At 66.7% G+C, this 19,227-nt stretch carries 4 protein-coding genes and 1 pseudogene; all 5 read right to left on the bottom strand.

Translation table 11 applies throughout. The annotated features are described in order from the left end of the window. Window positions 1-2: 2 nt before the first annotated feature. Window positions 3-260: a DUF7161 family protein gene (locus tag AB0876_RS10205; protein WP_491840195.1), complete on the bottom strand. Its 258-nt coding sequence runs from the start codon at window positions 258-260 to the stop codon at window positions 3-5. Then, the gene (locus AB0876_RS10200) at window positions 257-16,753 is read right to left on the bottom strand and encodes an alpha/beta hydrolase (RefSeq protein WP_526041886.1); all 16,497 of its coding nucleotides are present in this window, start codon (window positions 16,751-16,753) and stop codon (window positions 257-259) included. Before AB0876_RS10200 ends, AB0876_RS10205 begins: the two co-directional genes overlap by 4 nt. A gap of 56 nt (window positions 16,754-16,809) precedes the next feature. Further along, the gene (locus tag AB0876_RS10195; RefSeq protein WP_491840193.1) at window positions 16,810-17,106 is read right to left on the bottom strand and encodes a WXG100 family type VII secretion target; all 297 of its coding nucleotides are present in this window, start codon (window positions 17,104-17,106) and stop codon (window positions 16,810-16,812) included. Window positions 17,107-17,110: 4 nt separating this feature from the next. Beyond that, on the bottom strand, window positions 17,111-17,575 hold the full coding sequence (locus AB0876_RS10190) for a YbaB/EbfC family nucleoid-associated protein (protein ID WP_491840192.1): 465 nt from the start codon (window positions 17,573-17,575) through the stop codon (window positions 17,111-17,113). Between the two features lie 254 nt (window positions 17,576-17,829). Then, a pseudogene (locus tag AB0876_RS10185) lies at window positions 17,830-19,206 on the bottom strand (MinD/ParA family ATP-binding protein); the annotation flags it as partial. Window positions 19,207-19,227 lie beyond the last annotated feature (21 nt).

Below are 19,227 nucleotides of genomic sequence, written 5' to 3'. Positions count from 1 at the left end.
GCCTACTCCCCACCGTCCTGGTACAACGCCAACTGGTCGAACACCACGAGCGCGACCCGATCGGGATCGTCGACCGGATGCACCCTCAGGGTGTGGTGCGGGTTCGGGGTGTCGTCCACGATGACAACGGTTTTGATACCCGCGGGCAGGTTCGCCGGCCAGTCGATCTCATCGGTGGGTTCGTCGACGAGCACGTGCGCACGCCTGCCGCTCAACCCGGCCTGGTCGTACCGCAACGGCGTGGGCTGCTCGCTGCTCATGTCGCGTCACCTTCCTGATCCTGATCTTGCGGGCCGGCGTCGGGCCCTCTCATCGGCGGCAGATCGGGTGGGTTCTCCGGATCGATACCGAGATCTGCGTTCACACTGCCACGGCTGCGGGTGGAGCTCTCAATGATGGCCTCATAGATCTCATCGCCGACACGTCCCTTGGCGCGGTTTCGTTCCACGAGCTCCTCGAACGTCATATTCCGTTCGAGCGCGTTGAGCCCATCAGCGGCTTCCCGGTCCTCCATCAAGGTCCGGGTCCAGCTACGAATGGTGTTCCGCAACCCGTACATGGTCCTGGCCCGTTCCTCGAGGCTCACGCCATCTCGCCGCAGCTGGTCCGCTAGCTCGCGCATCCACTTCTCATAGGTGACGTAGACGGTACGGGTCTGCACCACGGTCAGGGTCCCCGCCGAATAGTGACTGTGGGTGGCGGCGTCGATGATGGCGTCGTACACGTCGTCGCCGGTGAGGCCCTTGCGTTCGTATCGGGCGACGAGGTCCTCGAAGCTCGGGTTGCTCTCGTTGGCCGCCATCCAGTCGGCAGCCGGGCGGTTCTCCATCAGTTCCCGCGTCCAGGCGCGAAGTGAACTGCGCAGGCCCGACAGAGTTCGGGCCCGATCCTCCGCGCTCAGGCCCTCGCTGACCATCTGCTCGTTGAGCGCCCGCAGGCCGAGCTCGAACTGCGAATACACCGCACCGGTTTCGGCGTCGGTCAGGCTGCCGGGAGTCAGGCGGCTGTGCGTCGAGCTGTCAACGATCGCCTCGAAGATGGCGTCGCCCGTCAGGCCGCGTTCCGCGTTGCGGGCAACCAGATCTTCGAAGGTCGGGGGGACGGTGGCGCGCTCTAGGAACTCTGCGGCCTCCCGGTTGTCCATCAGCTCATAGGCCCGGACCCGCAGAGAGTTTCGGAGTTCGGACAACTGCCTGGCGCGGTCTTCGGCGCTGACCCCCTCGCTCACGAGTTGCTCGTTGAGTTCACGCATCCGGACTTCGCCGTCACTGAACAGTGTGATGGCCTCGGATGTCGACAGGGTGCCCGGCTGGTGTGCGGGCAGGCCGAGGCGGCCGAGCGGATCCACGTCGGCGGCCGTACCCAGCCGCAGCGGGACGTCATCCGCCGAATACCCCGCGTAGTCGCTGACGTCGAGGTTGCCGGCCGGGCCGGGCAGATACTTCACGTAGTAGAGCGAGGTGTCGTCGAGCAGTTGCCGGCCCAGCGTTGGTTCGTCCGTGGTCGCCAGAAGCGCGAGGTCGATCGGTTCGGGCAACCGTGGGTGACCGACTTCGAGTCGTGCCACGATGTCGTCGAGAACCGCTCGTGCCTCTGCGCTGACCTGGTCACGCAGTTGGCGCGCAGCGTCTTTGACGCCGTCGAGTGACTCCTGCAGGAGTTCCGGATCGGGATCCCAGGTGAATCCCCGACGTGCCCACGCGTTGCTGCCCTGGTCGTCGGACATCAATTCGAGGCGGTCGACACCGGACCGCACGTAGAACTGCTCCAGTTCCGACGTCAGAGCCTTCGAGAAACCTTGTCCGCGGTAGTCCGTGTTCGGGATTTCCACAAGGACGTTCTTCACCACAAGGTTGCCGTTGGCATCACGGTAGAAGTGACGCGTGATGAGGCCGATTTCGTCAGCGCCACTCCGGATCACGCCGTGAAGGTCGAAGCCCACACCGTCGATGTTCTGCGCGGCACGGAACTCCACCCGGTATGGGCCGTACCTGCCGGACAGGTCCTCCGCGAGCCGGCCTGCCGGGCCCATGTCGGCGCCGTCCACCGCCACGGCGAGCGGGTCGGCGTACCGCGTGTCCACTCGGCGTGTAGCGGGATCCTGCGCTCGGTAGTCGTGTTGGCCGGCCGCATCGGCGGCCCCCAGATACTTGACCCCGCTCCAGTGAGTACCGGTCAGCACATCTCGCCCGAGGTGGGGTTCCTCGACCGTGGCCAGCACCGCGATGTCGAAGGGCTCAGGAAGGTCGGCCCGGCGCGGATCCAGCCGCTGCACGAGGTCGTCGAGAACCGCTCGCGCCTCAGGGCTGACCTGGTCACGGAGCCGCATGGCAGACTCCTTGACGCTGTTGAGCGACGCCCGCAACTTTTCCGGGTCGGGGTTCCAGCTGAAGCCTTGGCGGGCCCAGGCGTAGCCGCCGTCCTGCTCGGTGCGCAGCTCGATGCGGTCGACGCCCGATGCCGAGTAATAGCTTTCCAATTGGGCGCGCACGGCCTTGGAGAAGCCCTTGCCACGGAAATCCTTGTCGGGAATGTCGATCACGTTCTGCTGAGCGACCAGATGGCCCTCGCCGTCGCGGATGTAGGTCTGCTGGATGAACCCGACTTCGTCATCGCCGCTGAGGATCAGGCCGCCAACGATCACCTCGCCACTGCGCTCGTCGGCGACGGCCCGAAACATCTCGACGCGGTACGGGCCGTAGACGCCGGAGAGATCGTCGGCGAGTTGTCGTACCTGGTCGGCATCCAGGTTGTCGACGATCTCCCCCAACGGTTGTGCGTAGCGGGTGTTGACTCGGCGGGTGGTCGGATCCTGGTCGCGGTAATCCTGTTGCCTTGCCCGGAAGTCAGAGTCGCCCGGAGGACCCTTGACGTCGCCCACGGCACCGGCAGCGTCCAGCGAGATCTGCAGGGGGACGTCAGGGCTGAGCCCGTCCACCGGCTCGCCGTTCTCGTCGAGGTAGCCAACGGCGGTACGGTCCACCGCGCCTTCACCCCAGTGTGGTGGCCACGGCGAATACTGCCTGGTGCGCGGGTCGTATAGCTGCACCTGCCGACCATCGGTAACGGCGAGGAAGGCGTGTCCACCCTGACGGCCGCCATCGACCGCCCAGCGCGACACCACGATTGCCGATGATCCGGCCGGCCTGCCCAGTAGTTCGGTCTCGATGTCGTCGTAGGACGCGAACTGAGAGCTGGACCGCGCCGCCTGGAACAGGGCCCAGGCCGGCACGCCGGTGCTCGAGGGGGCAATGGAGAGATCGAAACGCTGCCTGGGATAAATCCTCGACAATTCGCCGGCCACGTCATAGGCGCAGTTCTCGTCGGCCAGACGCGAAGCAGAGTCGCGCGCGAACAGGTTCTGCAGCCACCCCTTCAGACCGCTCCGGGCCGGGGCAACCGATGCCGGGTCCAGGTACTTGACGTAGTGCACGCCGTTGCGGCCTTCCACCGACCCGGTGCCTTCCAGGAGACGACGGCCCAGATCTGGTTCGTCGCGGGTGGCCAGATTTGCCAGGTCGATGGGCTCGGGCAGGCGAGGGTTAGTCGGATCTAGCTGTTGCACAACCTGATCCAGGACCGCCTTGGCCTCCTCACTGACGGAGTCCCGCAGCTGCCTGGCCGACATCTTGACCCGGTCGAGTGATTCCTGCAGCTGATGCGCGCCTGGATCCCACGTGTAACCGGCTCGGGCCCAGGCATAGCCGCCCTTGTCGTGGGTCGTCAGCACGATTCGATCGACGCCTGAGAGCGCGTACAGACGTTCCCACTCCGCGGTCACGGCCTTGGAGAATCCCTTGCCACGCAATGGCGTGCCGTCGGGCAACTTCTCATCGATCACGAAGCCGGTGTGATAGGCGACGAGGTTGTCCGCACCGTCTCGGTCGAACGACCGCTGAATGGTACCGATCTTGTTGTCACCGTGGAAGATATCGCCGGTCAGCATTACGTCACCGGGCAGGTTCTCGGCCTTGAACACAATGCGGTACGGCCCGTACCAGCCAGACAGGTCCTCGGCGAGCCTGCGGACGCGGGCAAGGTCGGAGGCACCGTCGACCACATCACCCAAGGGTTCGGTGTAGCGCGTGTCCACCACTCGTGTGGCTCGATCCTGCGCACGGTATTCGGCCTGGCGCCGAAGGAAGTCTGAATCGCTCTGTGGGCCTTGCACATTACCGACCGCATCAGCTGCGTCGAGCTGCAGTGGGACGTCGACGGTCATCGGTCCGACCGCTTGGCCGTTGGTCTGCAGATAGCCGACTGCGGTCTGCGCCACCGCGTGCTGGCCCCAATGCGGGGGCCACGGCGAATACTTCCGGGTGTGCGGATCGTACAGCCGCACCTCACCGTCGACCTTGACCGCCAGGTAGGCGTGACCGCCCTGCCGCCCACCGGCCCACTGCGAGGTAAGCACGGCCACCCGCAGCGACGGATCACCCAGCAGCGTCGCTTCGACCTGGTCGTACGTCGCGAACCGGGCATCGGCACCGACAGCCCGGAACAACGCCCGCGCGGGCACCCCGCGCCGTGACGGCCTGACGTCCAGACCGAACGTGCGGCCCTCGAACAAAGAGGACAACTCTTCAGTGACGGTGACCGCACAATTGGGCGGTCGACGCCACAGCACATTCCAGAATCGCCGGCCCCCCAACCGATCTCCGGCAGGTTCGACCGTGCGCAGCACCGGCGCGTGCCGACTCCGGCCCAGCTCGAAGCGGTGTTGCTCAGTGGTGACGGCGCCAGTACGCCCGGCCGCAATGCGGCCGAGGTTTGTCGTAGCCTCCGTGTTCAGGAAGTAGGCATGATGGGTGCCGCCCGTGAGCAGGCGGTTCATGTGAGTCTGTGGCTCGGCGCTAACCCGCACGGCACCAAAGGAATCCATCGCCGGGTCGGTGCCGAGACCGATCCCGAGGATCCGGCCATTGGAGCCGGCGGTCCGCCCGCCCAGGGCGGTCACCACGTCTCGGGACGACGACGCGGTGAAAACGTTCTCGGCGCCGATACCGAACTCACCAGCAGTGCGCACGGGGCCGGCTCCGGGCGATCCGACCAGCGACACGGTGCGGACCTGACCGGCGAATCTGCCGTTCTGACCGGCGTATCCGGTGGTCGTCGATCCGTAGGAGTAGCCGAAGACATGGTTGCCGGTGAAATGGCTGCCGTCGCCGGCGAGCGTGTCGCGGGCGGCGTTGAACGCCCTGATGTCGCTGTAGAGGATATCGCCGCCGGTGCGCGCCATGCCGTGGCCGGCGGCACGCATGATGCTCCAGCCACTCGGGGCGTCGTACCCGATCCAGGCGATCGACGCGGCCGACAGTCCCGGATTCTCCTGCTGCACCGACTGCAGATGATGCAACGCGGAGGTGGTGTTGAAGCCCAGCAGTGAGTCCACTGTGCTTGCGACACCGGGCACATGCCACGACACCGATTCCGCGGTGTAAGGATCAGCGCCGTAGCTGAGCACGGCGCGTCCGCTGCCGCCGAACTCGGATACGTCGAGCGCCAGCAGCATCGGAGGTTTCAGCCCAGCCTGCACCGCATCGCCATCTGCCTTGCGAATCGCGAGGTCGAGTCTGTCCATGCGGCGCAGCAGTTTCCGCTCGGCACGCGTCGGCCGTTCTCCGCGATCTGCCTTCGACCGGACGGCGTCGGCATCGTCGCGCAGTTGCTCCAGCACCTTGCGGTTCGCGCGGTCCCGGTCTGCCGCATCGATACCTTCGGCATTGCCGATGTGCTGCGGGTACGCCTCGATGAGGTCGTTGCGCTGCTCGGGATCCAGTGCGGACCACCAGCGCGCGTTGTTGGCCGCACGCACGGACGCTTCTTCGGCCGGGCCGCGCGGATTGCGCAGCTCATCGGGCCGCACCGGCGGAATGCGCCGCGCCAACGCGTCGTCGGCCTTCTGTTCGATCACCTGACGGTCAACGGTTGCCGCCGTGGTGCTGTCATGCCCGATTACGGAATGCTGTTGTGACGGACCGTCACCCACCATGTCGCCGGTGCGGCCCGGGTGGTCGGTGGCGACCCAGTCCACGCCGAGGTCCCGAGCGAACTGCACATCGGCCTCGTTGTTGACCGTCCAGCAGTAGGTGGCCAATCCTCGCGCGGCCGCCGCGCCGACGAGTTCGGGATTGTTGCGCAGCGTTTCGATCGACGGGCCGATCGCCGTGGCGCCCACGATGCCGGCCAGATAGCGTGCCGACGGGCCCAACAGAACGGTGGAGACGTTCGGGGCGGCCATCCGTACCCGCACTAGCGCGTCGGGGTAGAACGAGATGACCGCCGCCTTGACCAGGTGGTCCGGTCCTGGGTTCGTCAGCCCGTGCCGTTCCAGCGCGGCAACCACCTCGCGCTCGATCTTCAAGCCCTGCTGCGCAGGGTGTTTGGTCTCGATGAACAAGGTCACCGGCTGCTCGGCGTCCTGGGCGAGCTGGATGAACTCGTCGAGGGTCAGGATGCCGTGACCGTCGAAGTCGAGCGCCTGCAGCTCGGCCAGCGTCAGGTCGCCGACGCGTCCGGTCCCGTTCGACGTGCGGTCCACGGTCTTGTCGTGGATGAGCACCAGTTCACCGTCCTTGGTGAGCCGGACATCGCATTCGAGAGCATCCGCTCCCTGCCGCAGGGCTTCGGTGTACGCGGCCCGGGTCTGCTCCGGGAAGTCGTGGGAGGCGCCCCGGTGGGCTACCACCTGGGACGTGGGACGCTCGTCCGGGCTCCGCGAGTCAGCCTGGGTGACAACGCGATTCCCGGTGAACGGCCCCGGCTCGCCCAACCCGTGCCGGGTGGCGTGGAAATCGGCCAGCTGCTGGTGGAGTGCCCCGGTGTCGCCGACCCAGGCGATGGACGCGGAATCCTGCTGCCGGGTTCCTTGCAGCCCGTCGAGCGCACGGGCCGTGACGGTGCCGAGCTGCTCGATGGACCCGCGGGCGGTCTGCCACGTCACGTTCGAGGCGTGGAAGGGATCGGCACCGAAGCTGATGACGGCGTGACCGCCGCCGTCGAAGGCCGAGGTGTCCAGCGCCAGCACGAGCGGGGCGTCGAGGCCGGCCCGCGCCGCATCGGCGTCGGCCTTGCGCACCGCGAGGTCGAGCCGGTCGATGCGCTCAAGGAACGCACGCTCTTCGCGGGTGGTCGTGCCGAACTGGTCGAGCTTGGTCCGGATGTGGTCGGCGCGGTCTCGGTAGTGCTGCAGTGCATCCCGGTTCGCGCTATCGCGCTCGGCAGCCGTTCTGCCGTCGACGTTTCCGTCGGCCAGGCCATCCGGGAGACCCTGGACCCGGCCGATCGCGGCAGCGGCGAACTGGTTGTACCACCGCCCCTTGTGGAGAGCCTTGCCGTTCTCGTCCAGATAGCCGACGGCGGTCTGGGCCACCGCGTCCTGGCCCCAGTGCGGGGGCCAACCCGAATACTGCCGGGTGTGTGGGTCGAAGAGATACACCCGGTCGTTGATGTTGACCGCCATGTACGCGTGCCCGACGGGTTGCCCCCCGCTCCAGCGCGACGCCAGCACCGCCATCGAGCCCGAGGGCCTGCCCAGCAGCGTCCGTTCGATATCCGCGTACGTCGCGAAATGAGCGCTGGAGCCGAATGCTTTGAACATCGCCCGCGCGGGCGTCCCCCTCCGTGAGGGTGCGCCGTCGAGCCGGATCTTCTTGCCGGTCCGGGCGTGCACTTCATCGGCCAGGACGTGGGCGCAGTCGTTGCCCCGGGTCCAGCGTGGGATGCGGTTGCGTTGGTGAGTATCGGTCGGGTGAAATACACCGGGATCGTCGTCGAGCCGCATGACCGGCCGGGCCGCCGCGGGTTCGATGGTGCGGGAACGGTTTCCGTCGACGGTACGGTGCGGTTCGGTGTGAACGTCGTCGTAGTTCCCGGCGGCGATGCGGCCGATGTTGGTCAGCGACTCGGTGCGGATCGCATGCGACGGGGTGACCAGCCACTGCCGGGTGCCCGGGCCGTCGGTCTCCAGGAAGTCGAAGTAGGCGTTGTGCGTCGTCAGGGTGTCTTTACGGTCCATCGACGCCGGGAACTCGCCGCTGACGCGTCGTCCACCGAACGTGTCCATCGCCGGGTCGGTACCGAGGCCGGTCCCGAAGCGCCCCATCGAACCTGGTGTCCGACCGCCCAGGCCGGTGACGAAGTCCCGCGACGACGAGACCACGAACACCCTGCCGTCGTCGAGGCCGAAATCGCCGGCATGCTGCAAGGAGCCGGTACCCGGTGAGCCGACCAGCGTCACCGTGGTGACGTGGGGGGCCAGGCGGCCGTCGACCCCGGCATAGCTCGTGGTGGTCGAGCCGTACGAGTGGCCGAATATGTGGTTGCCGCTGAAATGGCTTCCGTCCCCGGCGAATGCATCCCGTACCGCGGTGAACGTGCTGACGTCGGTGTAGAGCATCTCGCCGCCACGCTGCGCCAGCGTGGTGCCCGCCACTCGCGCCGACGCCGATCCGTTCGGTGCGTCGTATCCCAACCAGGCGATCGAAGCGGACGACAACGACGGGTTCTCGTTGTGCACCGACTGCTGAATGTTCAACGCGCAGTGCATGATGTAGTCGAGCTTGTCCAGCTGCGAGCCCAAGCCGGGGACATACCACGACACCGAGTCCGCGGTGTACGGGTCCGCTCCGAAGCTCACCAGTGCGCGGCCGTCACCGCCGAACGCGCCGATGTCCAACGCCAGCAACAGTGGCCGGCCTTCCCCGGCCGCCTGGGACGCATCGTCGGCCCGCTGCATCGCGGTCTCGAGCCGGTTGATCCGGACCAGGAAGGCTTCTTCCTTCGGAGTGGTCTTCTCGCCGGCGTCGATCTTTGCCTGGACCTCGGCAGCCTCTCGGGCATGTTGGCGCAGGACTTCGCGATTGGCGTGATCGCGAACCGCGGACGGGATGCCCTCGGCGTTGCCGATCTCCTGCGGATAGGCCTGCAGGAGAATCTGCTGCTGCGTCTCTTCCAGTCCGGCCCACCAGGCCGCGTTCTGCTGGGCCAGCGCCACTGCCTCGGGGCCGGTGCCCAACGGATGAACCAGACCCGCGGCGGTCAGCCGTGGATGCCGTTGTCGCAGCAGGTCATCCGCCGACACCTCAACGTCAGACGGCACCGCCTCGCCCGGACGCCATCGGGGATTCCACCGGCGACGCTCGCCCTGATCCACTTGGATGTCGCCGTCCAGGTTCAACTGGCGACCTTCGGCCGGCTCCACAGTGCGTCCGTCGACCAGCCTGCGAGGTTCTTCGCGCTGCAGATCGTTGATTCGCCCCGCAGCGATCCGGCCGAAGTTGGCCCCCGATTCGGTGCGCACCGGTGGACCGTCGCCGTCATTCGCGTGATGGTGGAAGTAGCTCTTGTGGGTTCCGAAGGTGCTCAGGGAGTTCATCGCATCTGCGAACTGGGCGGCCACCCGCACGGCACCGAACTCTTCCATCGCCGGGTCCATACCCAGCCCACGCCCGGCAATTCGACCGTCTTCGTCGGGCGTGCGACCGCCGAACCCGGTCACGGGGTCCAGTGAGGAGGATGCAACGTACACGTTGCCGGGATCGAGGCCGAATCCGCTGGCATGCCGAATCGGACCCGTCCCTGGTGAACCGGCAAGGGTCACCGTGGTGATGTCACGCTTCAGTCTGCCGTCGGCGCCCGCGTAGCTTGCCGTGGTCGAGCCGTAGGAGTGCGCGAAGATGTGATTGCCGCGGAACTGGCTGCCGTCACCGGCCAAGGTATTTCGCGAGGCGTTGAACGCCTGGATGTCGTTGTACAGAATCTCGCCGCCCCGCCGTGCGAGCCCGTGGCCGACCACCCGGCCGGCGGCCGAACCGTTCGGTGCGTCATAGCCGATCCAGGCGATCGAGGTTGCCGCCAGCCCCGGATCTGCGCGCAACGTCGACTGCGCATGGTTCAGCGCGTTGCGCATGTTCACTTCGAGCTTGTCGATCGTCGTCGCGAACCCAGGCACCAGCCACGACACCGAATCTGCCGTGTACGGGTCGGCACCGAAACTCACGATCGCGCGGCCGTCGCCACCGAACGCCGGCGGATCGAATGCCAGCACGAGCGGCGCGTCGAGGCCCGCCTCCGCGGCTTCGTTCCCCATCCGCTGCAACCCGGCATCCAACCGATTCACCCGCAACAGGTTCTTCAGTTCGTTGTCGCTGGGCCGAACGCCGCGGTCGATCTTCGACTGCACGTGGTTCTGGAAGCGTCGGATCGCAAGGCGGTTCGCCGCATCGCGGTCCGTCGGCGGAATCCCCTCGGCATTGCCGATCCGGGCCGGATACGCGTCGATCAGCGTCTGCTGCTGGTCAGGCTCTAGAGACGACCACCAACGCGCATTGGCTTCAGCCCGCGCCCGGGCATCGCCGGCCCGGTTCAACGGGTTGACGATGCCGTCGATGGCGACCGGCGGAATCCGCTGTCGCAACAACCTGTCCGCAGCCGCGACGACCTCCTTGCGGTGGGCCAGACCGCTGTCCTCGGTCGCCGACCAGTCGGGTTCGGACACCGTCTGCTGAGGATCGACATCAATGTCGGAGGCCCGCCACCGCGGATTCCACCAGTGGCGCCGCTGGCTGCCGCTGCGGGTCGCCGCGGGTTCGACGGTCGCGTAGCGGGTGCCGAACAAGCGGCCCGGCCGCTCGGCCACGGTGCGGCGTTCTTCGAACTGGAGCCCGTCGACGTTTCCGGAAGCGATACGGCCGAGGTTGGCCAGCGATTCCGAGGGGACCGCGCGCGAAGGTGTGACCAGCCATTGCCGCGTACCAGGCCCGTCGGTCTCCTGGAAGTCGAAGTACGCGTTGTGGGTCGAGGTGGTGTCCTTGCGGTCCATCGACGCCGGAAACTCGGCACGAATTCGCTGTCCGCCAAAGGTATCCATCGCCGGGTCGGTGCCGAGCCCGCGTCCGAGGCGGCCGTGCGAGTCCGATGTCCGCCCGCCGATGCCGGTCACGAAATCCCGCGACGACGACGCGACGAACACCCGGTCGGTACTGATGCCGAAATCGCGGGCATGGCTCAGCGGGCCGGCGCCCGGTGAACCGATCAGCGTCACCGACTCGATGTGGTCGGCCAGCCTGCCGTCGCGGCCCGCGAAGCTGGTCGTCGTCGACCCGTACGAATGCCCGAACACATGGTTGCCCTTGAAATGGCTGCCGTCACCGGCCATTGCATCCCGCGCCGCGTTGAACGCACTGATGTCGGCGTGCAGGATGTCACCGCCGGCTTCTGCCAGAGCGGTGCTCCCGACCTTGAGCGTCGCCGAGCCGTTCGGCGCGTCGTAGCCCAGCCACGCGATCGAGGCCGCCGACAGCGACGGGTTCTCACTCTGTGTCGACTGCAGGATGTTCAACGCGCAGTGCATGACGTAGTCGAGCTTGTCGACCTGCGCCCCCAGGCCGGGTACATACCACGACACCGAATCCGCCACGTACGGGTCGGCACCGAAACTCACCAGCACCCGGCCGTCACCGCCGAACGCCGGCGGATCGAACGCCAGGATCAACGGCTCCCCCACCCCGGCCTGCCGGGCGGCCTCGCCCGCACGTTGCATCGTGCTCTCAAGCTTTTTCACCCGCAGCAGGAAGTCGAGCTGCGTGTCATCCGGCTTGGTACCAGCATCGATCAGCGCTTGAACAGCGGTTGCACGATCGATATAGCGTTGCAGCACACGACGATTGGCGTCATTGCGAACGTCGGCCGGGATACCTTCGGCGTTGCCGATCTGGAAGGGGTGCGCATTCAGAAGTGCTTGCTGCTGATCCGGCGACAACCTTGACCACCACACCGCGTTGGCGCGGGCCCGGGCCGCAGCCAGCGGCTCGTCTCCCAGCGGGGTGGTGAGTCCGTCGATGGATACTTGCGGATTTCGTTGCCTCAGAGCACTATCCACGACCGGGTCGGTCGCGCGCGTAACCTCGCCCGGATGCCACCGCGGATTCCAGCGGCGCAGTTCCTTTGCCGGTTCGGTGTCCGTATCGCTGTCCAGCCGCAGCGGCCGTCCGGCAGCCGGATCCACGGTACGCCCATCGACAACCCGCCGGTAGCTCTCCCGGTGCACCCTCTCGGCGTGGCCTGCGGCGATCCGACCGAAGTTGGCCAGCGATTCGGTGCGCACCCGCGGATCGGCGTCGCCCGGCATGTACTGGTAGTAGCTTCGGTGCGTCCCGACCGCACTCAGGTCGTTCATCGAGTCGGGGAACTGCGCAGTAATCCGGACCGCGCCAAAGTCTTTCATCGCCGGGTCGTGACCCAGGCCCCGGCCGAGGAACCGGCCATTCTGCCCCGGTGTGCGCCCGCCCAGCCCGGTAACCGGATCCAGCGACGACGATGCGACGAAAACGTTCTGTGCGCCGATCCCGAATCCCCGGGCGTGCCGTATCGGACCCGTGCCCGGTGAACCGAGCAGCGTCACCGTGCTGATGTCCTCGGCCAGCCGCCTACCCTTGCCGGCGTAGCTCGCGGTGGTCGAGCCGTAGGAGTGCGCGAAGATGTGGTTGTTGCGGAATTCGCTGCCGTCGTCGGCAATAGTGTTGCGCGCGGCGTTGAACGCCCGAATGTCGCTGTAGAGAATCTCCCCGCCCTTGCGGGCCAATCCACGCGCGGCGACGCGAGGGATGGCCGCATCATTGGGCGCGTCGTAGCCGATCCATGCGATGGATGCCGCTGCCAGGTCCGGATTTTCCTGACGCGTCGACTGCAGATGGTTCAGCGCGTTGCGCATATTGCCTTCGAGCTTGTCGATCGTCGTCGCGAACCCAGGCACCAGCCATGACACCGAGTCCGCCAGGTACGGGTCGGCACCGAAGCTCACGACCGCTCGGCCGTCGCCACCGAACACCGGAGAATCGAACGCCAGTACCAGCGGCGGATCGATCCCGGCCGCCGCCGCTTCACTCTTCATCGTCGCCAACGCATTGTGAAGGTTGTTCATGCGCCGCAGCAATTTGAATTCGCGCTTGGTGGGCTGCTCTCCGCGATCGATCTTGCTCTGCACAAAATTTCGGGCACGCTCGATGGAAAGGCGGTTCGCCTTGTTGCGGGCCTTCGGTGGAATTCCCTCGGAGTTGCCGATCTGCCTGGGATAGGTCTTGATCAACGCATCACGTTGGTCTTCGGACAAGCCCGCCCACCATCGGGCGTTGTCCTCGGCCCGGGTCACGGCATCGTCAGCCTTGCCCAGCGGGTTGGCCACGTCGTCGATGTCCACCGCTGGGTCACGTTGCGCCAGAGCAGTTTCAGCCTTCGCACTGGTGGTCGGTTCGACCGTGGTGTGCTCGGGAGGTTCGGCCGGAGCCTCTGTCTCAGAAGCCTCTGTCTCGGAGGAGGCCCCGAAGGCTTCGGTGGTGGGATCGGCACCGAGGTTCACCTCGACGATCGGCGTACGCCCATGAAGGGCGGCGGGCAGCTCGCGCGCCGACGATGCGACGCGGACGTTGCCGGCATCGAGCCCGAACTCGGCGGCATGGCGCACCGGACCCGTCCCTGGCGAGTCGGTGAAGGTGACGGCGCGAATATCGTGTGCCAACCGGCCATCTCGCCCGGCATAGCTGACCGCGGTCGTGCCGTAGTCCTGCGCGTAGATGTGGTTGTCGTTGAAGTGGCCACCGTCGGTGGCCAAGGTGTCACGCGCGGCGTTGAACGCACGGATATCGCTGTAGAGGATCGCCCCGCCTTCGCGGGCGAGCTGGTGTCCAGCTGCGCGCCAACGGTTCCAGCCGCTGGGGGTGTCGTAACCGAGCCATGCGATCGCGGCCGCCGTCTGTGCCGGATTCTCCTGTTGGACGGCCTGCAGGTGGTTGAGCGCGTCGCCCATGGTGACGCCGATCCGGTCGATCGTCACCCCCTGCCCGGGCACGTGCCATGACACCGAGGCCGCGTGATACGGGTCGGCGCCGAAGCTGACGACCGCGCGTCCGTGACCACCGAACTCCGACGCGTCGAACGCCAGCAGCAGCGGACCGTCGATTCCCGCTTCCCGGGCCTGGGTCTGCGCCTGGGCGAGCGAGCTCTGGATGTGTTCCAGCCGCGCCAGCATCTTGCTCTGCGCCCGGGTGAGGCGATGACCGCTGTCACGCCAGGACTTCAGTTGGTCGCGTTGCTTCTTGAGCAGCTCGGTGTTCGCTTCGTGGCGCGCCTTGGGCGAGATGCCTTCAGCGTTGCTGATCAACTGAGGGTGCACGTCGATCATGGCGCGTTGTTCTTCTCCCGAGAGCGCGGCCCACCAGGCGGCATTCGCGCGGGCCCGAGCATCGGCAGACTCCATCAACCCCAACGGGTTTCGTAGTTCGCCGTCTCGCTTGGCGAGCGCCTGATCGGCGAGATCGCTCTGACGGGTGACGCCCTGCCACTGCTCACCCGGGGTCTGGTCCGGCACGCCCTGCACGTCGCCCACCGCGATCGCGGCGTCGAGATCATCGGGGCGGAGCCCGAGTTCGTCCACCGGATCGCCGTGTGAATCAAGGTAACCGACCGCGGTCGTCGACACCTCGTGCTGACCCCACGAGGGCGGCCAGCCCTTGCGCTCACCGCGGTGGAGCAGGTATACGTCTTCGCCGTCGTAGACCGCCACGTAGGCATGCCCGCCCTGGCGCTGCCCGTCTCCGGCCCACGCCGACGTGATGACCGCTGCCGAGCCAGGTTTCATGCCCCGCAACCTGGCCTCGATCTGGCGGTAGGTGGCGAAGTCGGCTCGCGATCTGATCGCCTGGTACAGAGCCCGTGCGGGCATGCCGGTGGACGACGGCTCCCCGTCGACCTGGTACTGCTTGCGGAAGTGCCGGGACAGATCATCGCGGGCGTCGAGTAGACAGTTCTGGTCGCCGTGCGGCGGGCCGCCGGTGTCGGTGACTTGGGGCGCCGCGTTCGCGGGCTCGACATCCTCGCCGCTGTCCTGCGCGGTGTCCTGTTTCGTGTTCGGGGCGGTGTCCTGGACCCGCGCGGCCGGGACGCCCGCGGCCTGCGTCTCCGGACCGGTGGGCTGGGCGGTCGGAGGTGCCGGCTTCGCTTCCGCCGGCTTTGAATCAGGTTTCGCCGCGGCCGGTTTGGCAGCTTGTTCGGGTGTCGTCGATGTGGAGGTGATCGGAACCGACGACGTGGCCGGCGCCGCCGCACTCGGCGAAGACGGTGCGGCCGGAGCAGCGACAGCCGGGCTCTGCTGTTCGGGAACGTCCGGCACGGAAGTCTGCGGCGCCGGATCAGCAGGTGCCTGTGCGACGTCTGCGACCTCGGGAGCGACCTGCGCCCCCTGGGTGTGCTGGGTTCCGTCGGCCTGCCCGGTGTCGGCCTGCCCCACATCGGCGGCTACCGGCTCGGCAGCGATCGCCGCGTGGGGCACATCCGTGGTCGCGACGTTCGCCGCCGGATTGGCGACATCCTGGTCCGGGCTCAGCGTGGCAGTGTGCGCGGGCTCATCGACGGGAATGTCCGCTGAATCGTCGTTGTCGTGCTGCGTATTCGACGAGTGCTGCTCGTCCGGCGGGCCGACGGGCTGGTCGTCGGATTCATGCTTGGCGTTGGTGTCGGTGTCGGTGTCGGTCTCATCGGAGTCCTGGCTCGTCGGCTTGTCGGCTGCGCGGTGCTGTTCGCCGTTTCGGGGCGCGGACCTCGAATCTGATTGCGGTGTAGTGTTATTCGTCTGTCCGGCACCGGCGCGTGCCGGGCTCGACTTGGCGGGCGCCGGAGATTGCCCGGAGGAATCGTTCTGCGGAGTTCGGTCGGTGTCGGCCTTTCCGTCGTCGTCGCTGTCCTGCAGGCGGGTGTCCAGTTCGCCGTCCGGGTTCTCTCCCCGCAGGCCGACATTGGGTGTATCAGGCCGCGCCGGGCCGGCTGGATCCGTCGAGTCGGTCTGGTGAGACCCATGATTTCTACCGAGGCCCTTCATGCCGCCGAGGCTGGTGCTGGTCGAACTGGCGATGATCGACACCGTGTCGAATTCACCACCGACGGCGAGTGTTCCGGCCACGTTCCCCGACACCCCGGCGGTGAACATGGTCACGCCGCCCTTGACCCCCGCCGTTATCCGGTTGCGAGAAACATGTCCCAGCCCCTGCATGACCGGGACGGCAGTGGCCCCGCCCGCTCCACCACCGATCATCGAAGAGACCGCAGTCTGCTTGAACCGGTCCCACCGATAGTCGGCATGTCCGTTGTGGGCCTGGATGCCCTGCACGATGCCTTCTTGAAGCAGTCCCTGCCCCAGCTCCTCGAAGGCTTCCTGGATGGTTTCGTGCAGGAGCCGCTTCATCATGGTCTTGGTCAGCAGTTCGGCCATCTTCTCGCCGAGACGCCGGATCGCCCACGCCACGAGCGCGCGGATCCACGCCATGGTCGTCGTCTCGATGACGGGGATCGCCGCCGTCGAAGCACCGAGCGTGGGGCTGGACATGGCCAGGCTGTACGAGATCTCGGCGGCGGCGAGAGCCAAGCCGACGATGATCGAGAGCTTGCTGTATTCGATCTCGGAGCTGAAGTTGGTGGCGCCCTCGCCCATTCCCGAGATGCCTTGGGCGAGTTTGTCCACTGTGTAGTCGCCGTCGAACAGCATGGCGAACTGTCGATCGGCGGCGTCGGCGGTGTCACCCGTCAGAACCGACATCGTTTCTCCGCGGACCCTGTTCAGATCCGGGATGAGTTCCTGCAGTGCCTCGGCCGCGGCTTGGTAATGCTCGCCGATCCGGCGGGTTCGGGTTTCGCTGCCTTGCGGCCACTCACCGCCCGCCAGGTATGACACCCATTGGAGTTCGGGTGGGATCTGGATGTCCATAAGCGAATTGGTGTGGCAACGGGCCTATGCGGCTAACCACTCCGTGCGGTCGACGACTACGGCTGGTCATTTTGTTCGAAGGAGTCCGCGGAACCCTTCAAACCGTCCGAGTAGTAGTCGAGCAGATCGGTCTTGACCACCACCGAGCCGTCGACCCAATCCTTTTGCGCCAGATACCCCGAACTGCCTTTCGCGTAGCCATCACCCATCTTGTCGTCACCCCACGCGGCACCTTCGGCTGCCAGATTCGATTGAAGGCTGGACAACACGTTCTTCATCCTGACGCTGACATCGTTCAGGTTCCTCGAGGTCGCCCGCAGGTCAGAAGGTCCGACACCGAGCTCGTCAGCCATCGATTCAGCTCCTCACCGTGGGAAATGCGGATTCGTCCCGGTCGTCGGCCTCAGGGTCGGTCGCCTGGACGGCCGCATCGTCGTTACCGAACACCGATCTGGTCAGGTCTCGCAGATCAGGCGCGGTGTCGGCGATGTCGGACAGCGATGGCATCATCCGGCGCCGTTCTTCGATCGGCATCATCAGGGCGGCCGCCCGCTGCGCCACATCGTGCGCCGCGGACTGCGCGGCCGCGGTGACGTGGCCACCGAGTTCTTCGAGTTCGTACTCATCGACGTACGACTCGTCGATGACGGTCTCGATGACATGACCCCGGGCGTCAACCGTCACCCGGACCAAGCCATCGGCCTCCTCGGCAGTCGCGGTGAGCTGCGCCTGCTCGCGCTGCACCGCAGCAATATCGGCCATCTGCTCCGAGACCAGGGCGAGCACCTCGGTCATCTGATGCCGGAGGGCATCGTTACTCATTCCGACAAGTGTTCCAGATTCACCCAGGCACTGCCACGCTCTTTGCCGAATTCGATTACGGCCGACCATATTTGAGTGCACGGACAATTACGTTTGTGAAATTGCCATCGCCGCAAAGCCACTCACACCTTAATTTGCCACCATCGCGTAGATAACAGAGATTTACTCGACAGTCCGCATCTCCCGGCGATAGCTCTCACGCCCTCGGCCGGTCGGCGCGTTCTTTGCCTCCACCATGGGTATGGCGGGTGTGGTCACCGGTACTGGGGTCCGCCTCGCAGCCGGGGAAACTTTTCCGCCACTGCGGCAGCGAGTTCCAGATAGGCCTGGAGGGTGGCCGGGTCCAGCAGGTCGAAGTCGACGTCGGCGCCCTCGGCCAGGTGCGGATCGAACGGGATCATGTGCACCGAGCGGCAACGGGCCTCGAAATGTTCGTAGACCTTGTCCAGTTTGAGCTTCGCCGACCCGGGTCGCGAGGCACTCAGCACCACATGCGCTTCGCGGACCAACGCCGAGTGTCCGTGCTGCATCAGCCAATCCAGCGTTGCCGATGCACTGCGTGCCGCGTCGATGGCCGGCGAGCTGACCAGCACGATCGCATGCGCCAGATCAAGCACACCCGCCATCGCCGAATGCATGATCCCGGTACCGCAGTCGGTGAGGATGATGTTGTAGTAGCGACGCAGGATGCTGACGGTGCGACGGTAGTCGGACTCGCCGAACACTTCCGAAACCGCGGGTTCCTGCTCGCTGGCCAGCACCTCCAATCGGCTGCCCGCCATCCGGGTGTGGCTGCGTACGTCGGCGTAGCGCTCGATGTTGGGATCCGACAGCAGGTCGCGCACCGTGGACTCGCTCGACACATCCCGCACCCGTTCGGCGAGCGTTCCGCGGTCCGGGTTCGCATCCACCGCGATCACCCGGTCGTGGCGCATCATCGACAGCGCCGAGCCCAATCCCAAGGTGGTGGTGGTCTTTCCCACACCACCCTTGATCGACAGCACGGCGATCCGGAAGTCACCCGCGATGGGCTGGCGGATCTGGCCCAGCAGATCTTCGCGCTCCCGCTCTTTGCGCGACTCACCAGGACTGACCCGTCCGGCACTGGCCAGGTGCACCGCACGGCGCCATCCGGAATGGGGTGCGCTGCGGGACCGGTTCAGGATCCCGGCGTCGTCGAGCGACGGAGGCACCGGCGAGTACTGCGGCGGCTGGGTCAGACCCGGCGGCGGCATGGGCGGCGGTGGCGGCATGAACCCCGGCGGTGGCGGCATGAAGCCCGGTGGCGGCAACGGCGGAAGTGGTAGCGGCGGCGGTGGAACCGGCCTCAGTGGCGGAATCGGAATCAGCTCAGTCGGCTCAGGAGCCGGCGGCTCCGGCTCCTGACCTGGAGCTGGACGTTCAGGTTCCGGCTCAGGCCTGCGCGGCTCGTCGAGGTCGAACCGTTCCGCGAACTCCCTTGACCCGATGGGGCTGTGCATCTGCCACGGCGGCGGGGCGAGCCGGCGGGCCGGTGCCGCGGGCGGGGGCTCGGGCTCCGGTGTCGGCTCGGGAGCCGGAGCCGGCTTCGAAAAGGCGTCGGTCACGTCGTCGGCGGGCGATGTGGCGGTATGGATCTGCCGAGCCGACCGTTGTGCCGCAATCTGTTCCAG

Origin of the sequence: Mycobacterium sp. NPDC049093 (assembly GCF_040704635.1) — a bacterium.
Classification (GTDB): domain Bacteria; phylum Actinomycetota; class Actinomycetes; order Mycobacteriales; family Mycobacteriaceae; genus Mycobacterium.
This window is presented reverse-complemented; position numbering and strand designations above follow the sequence as displayed.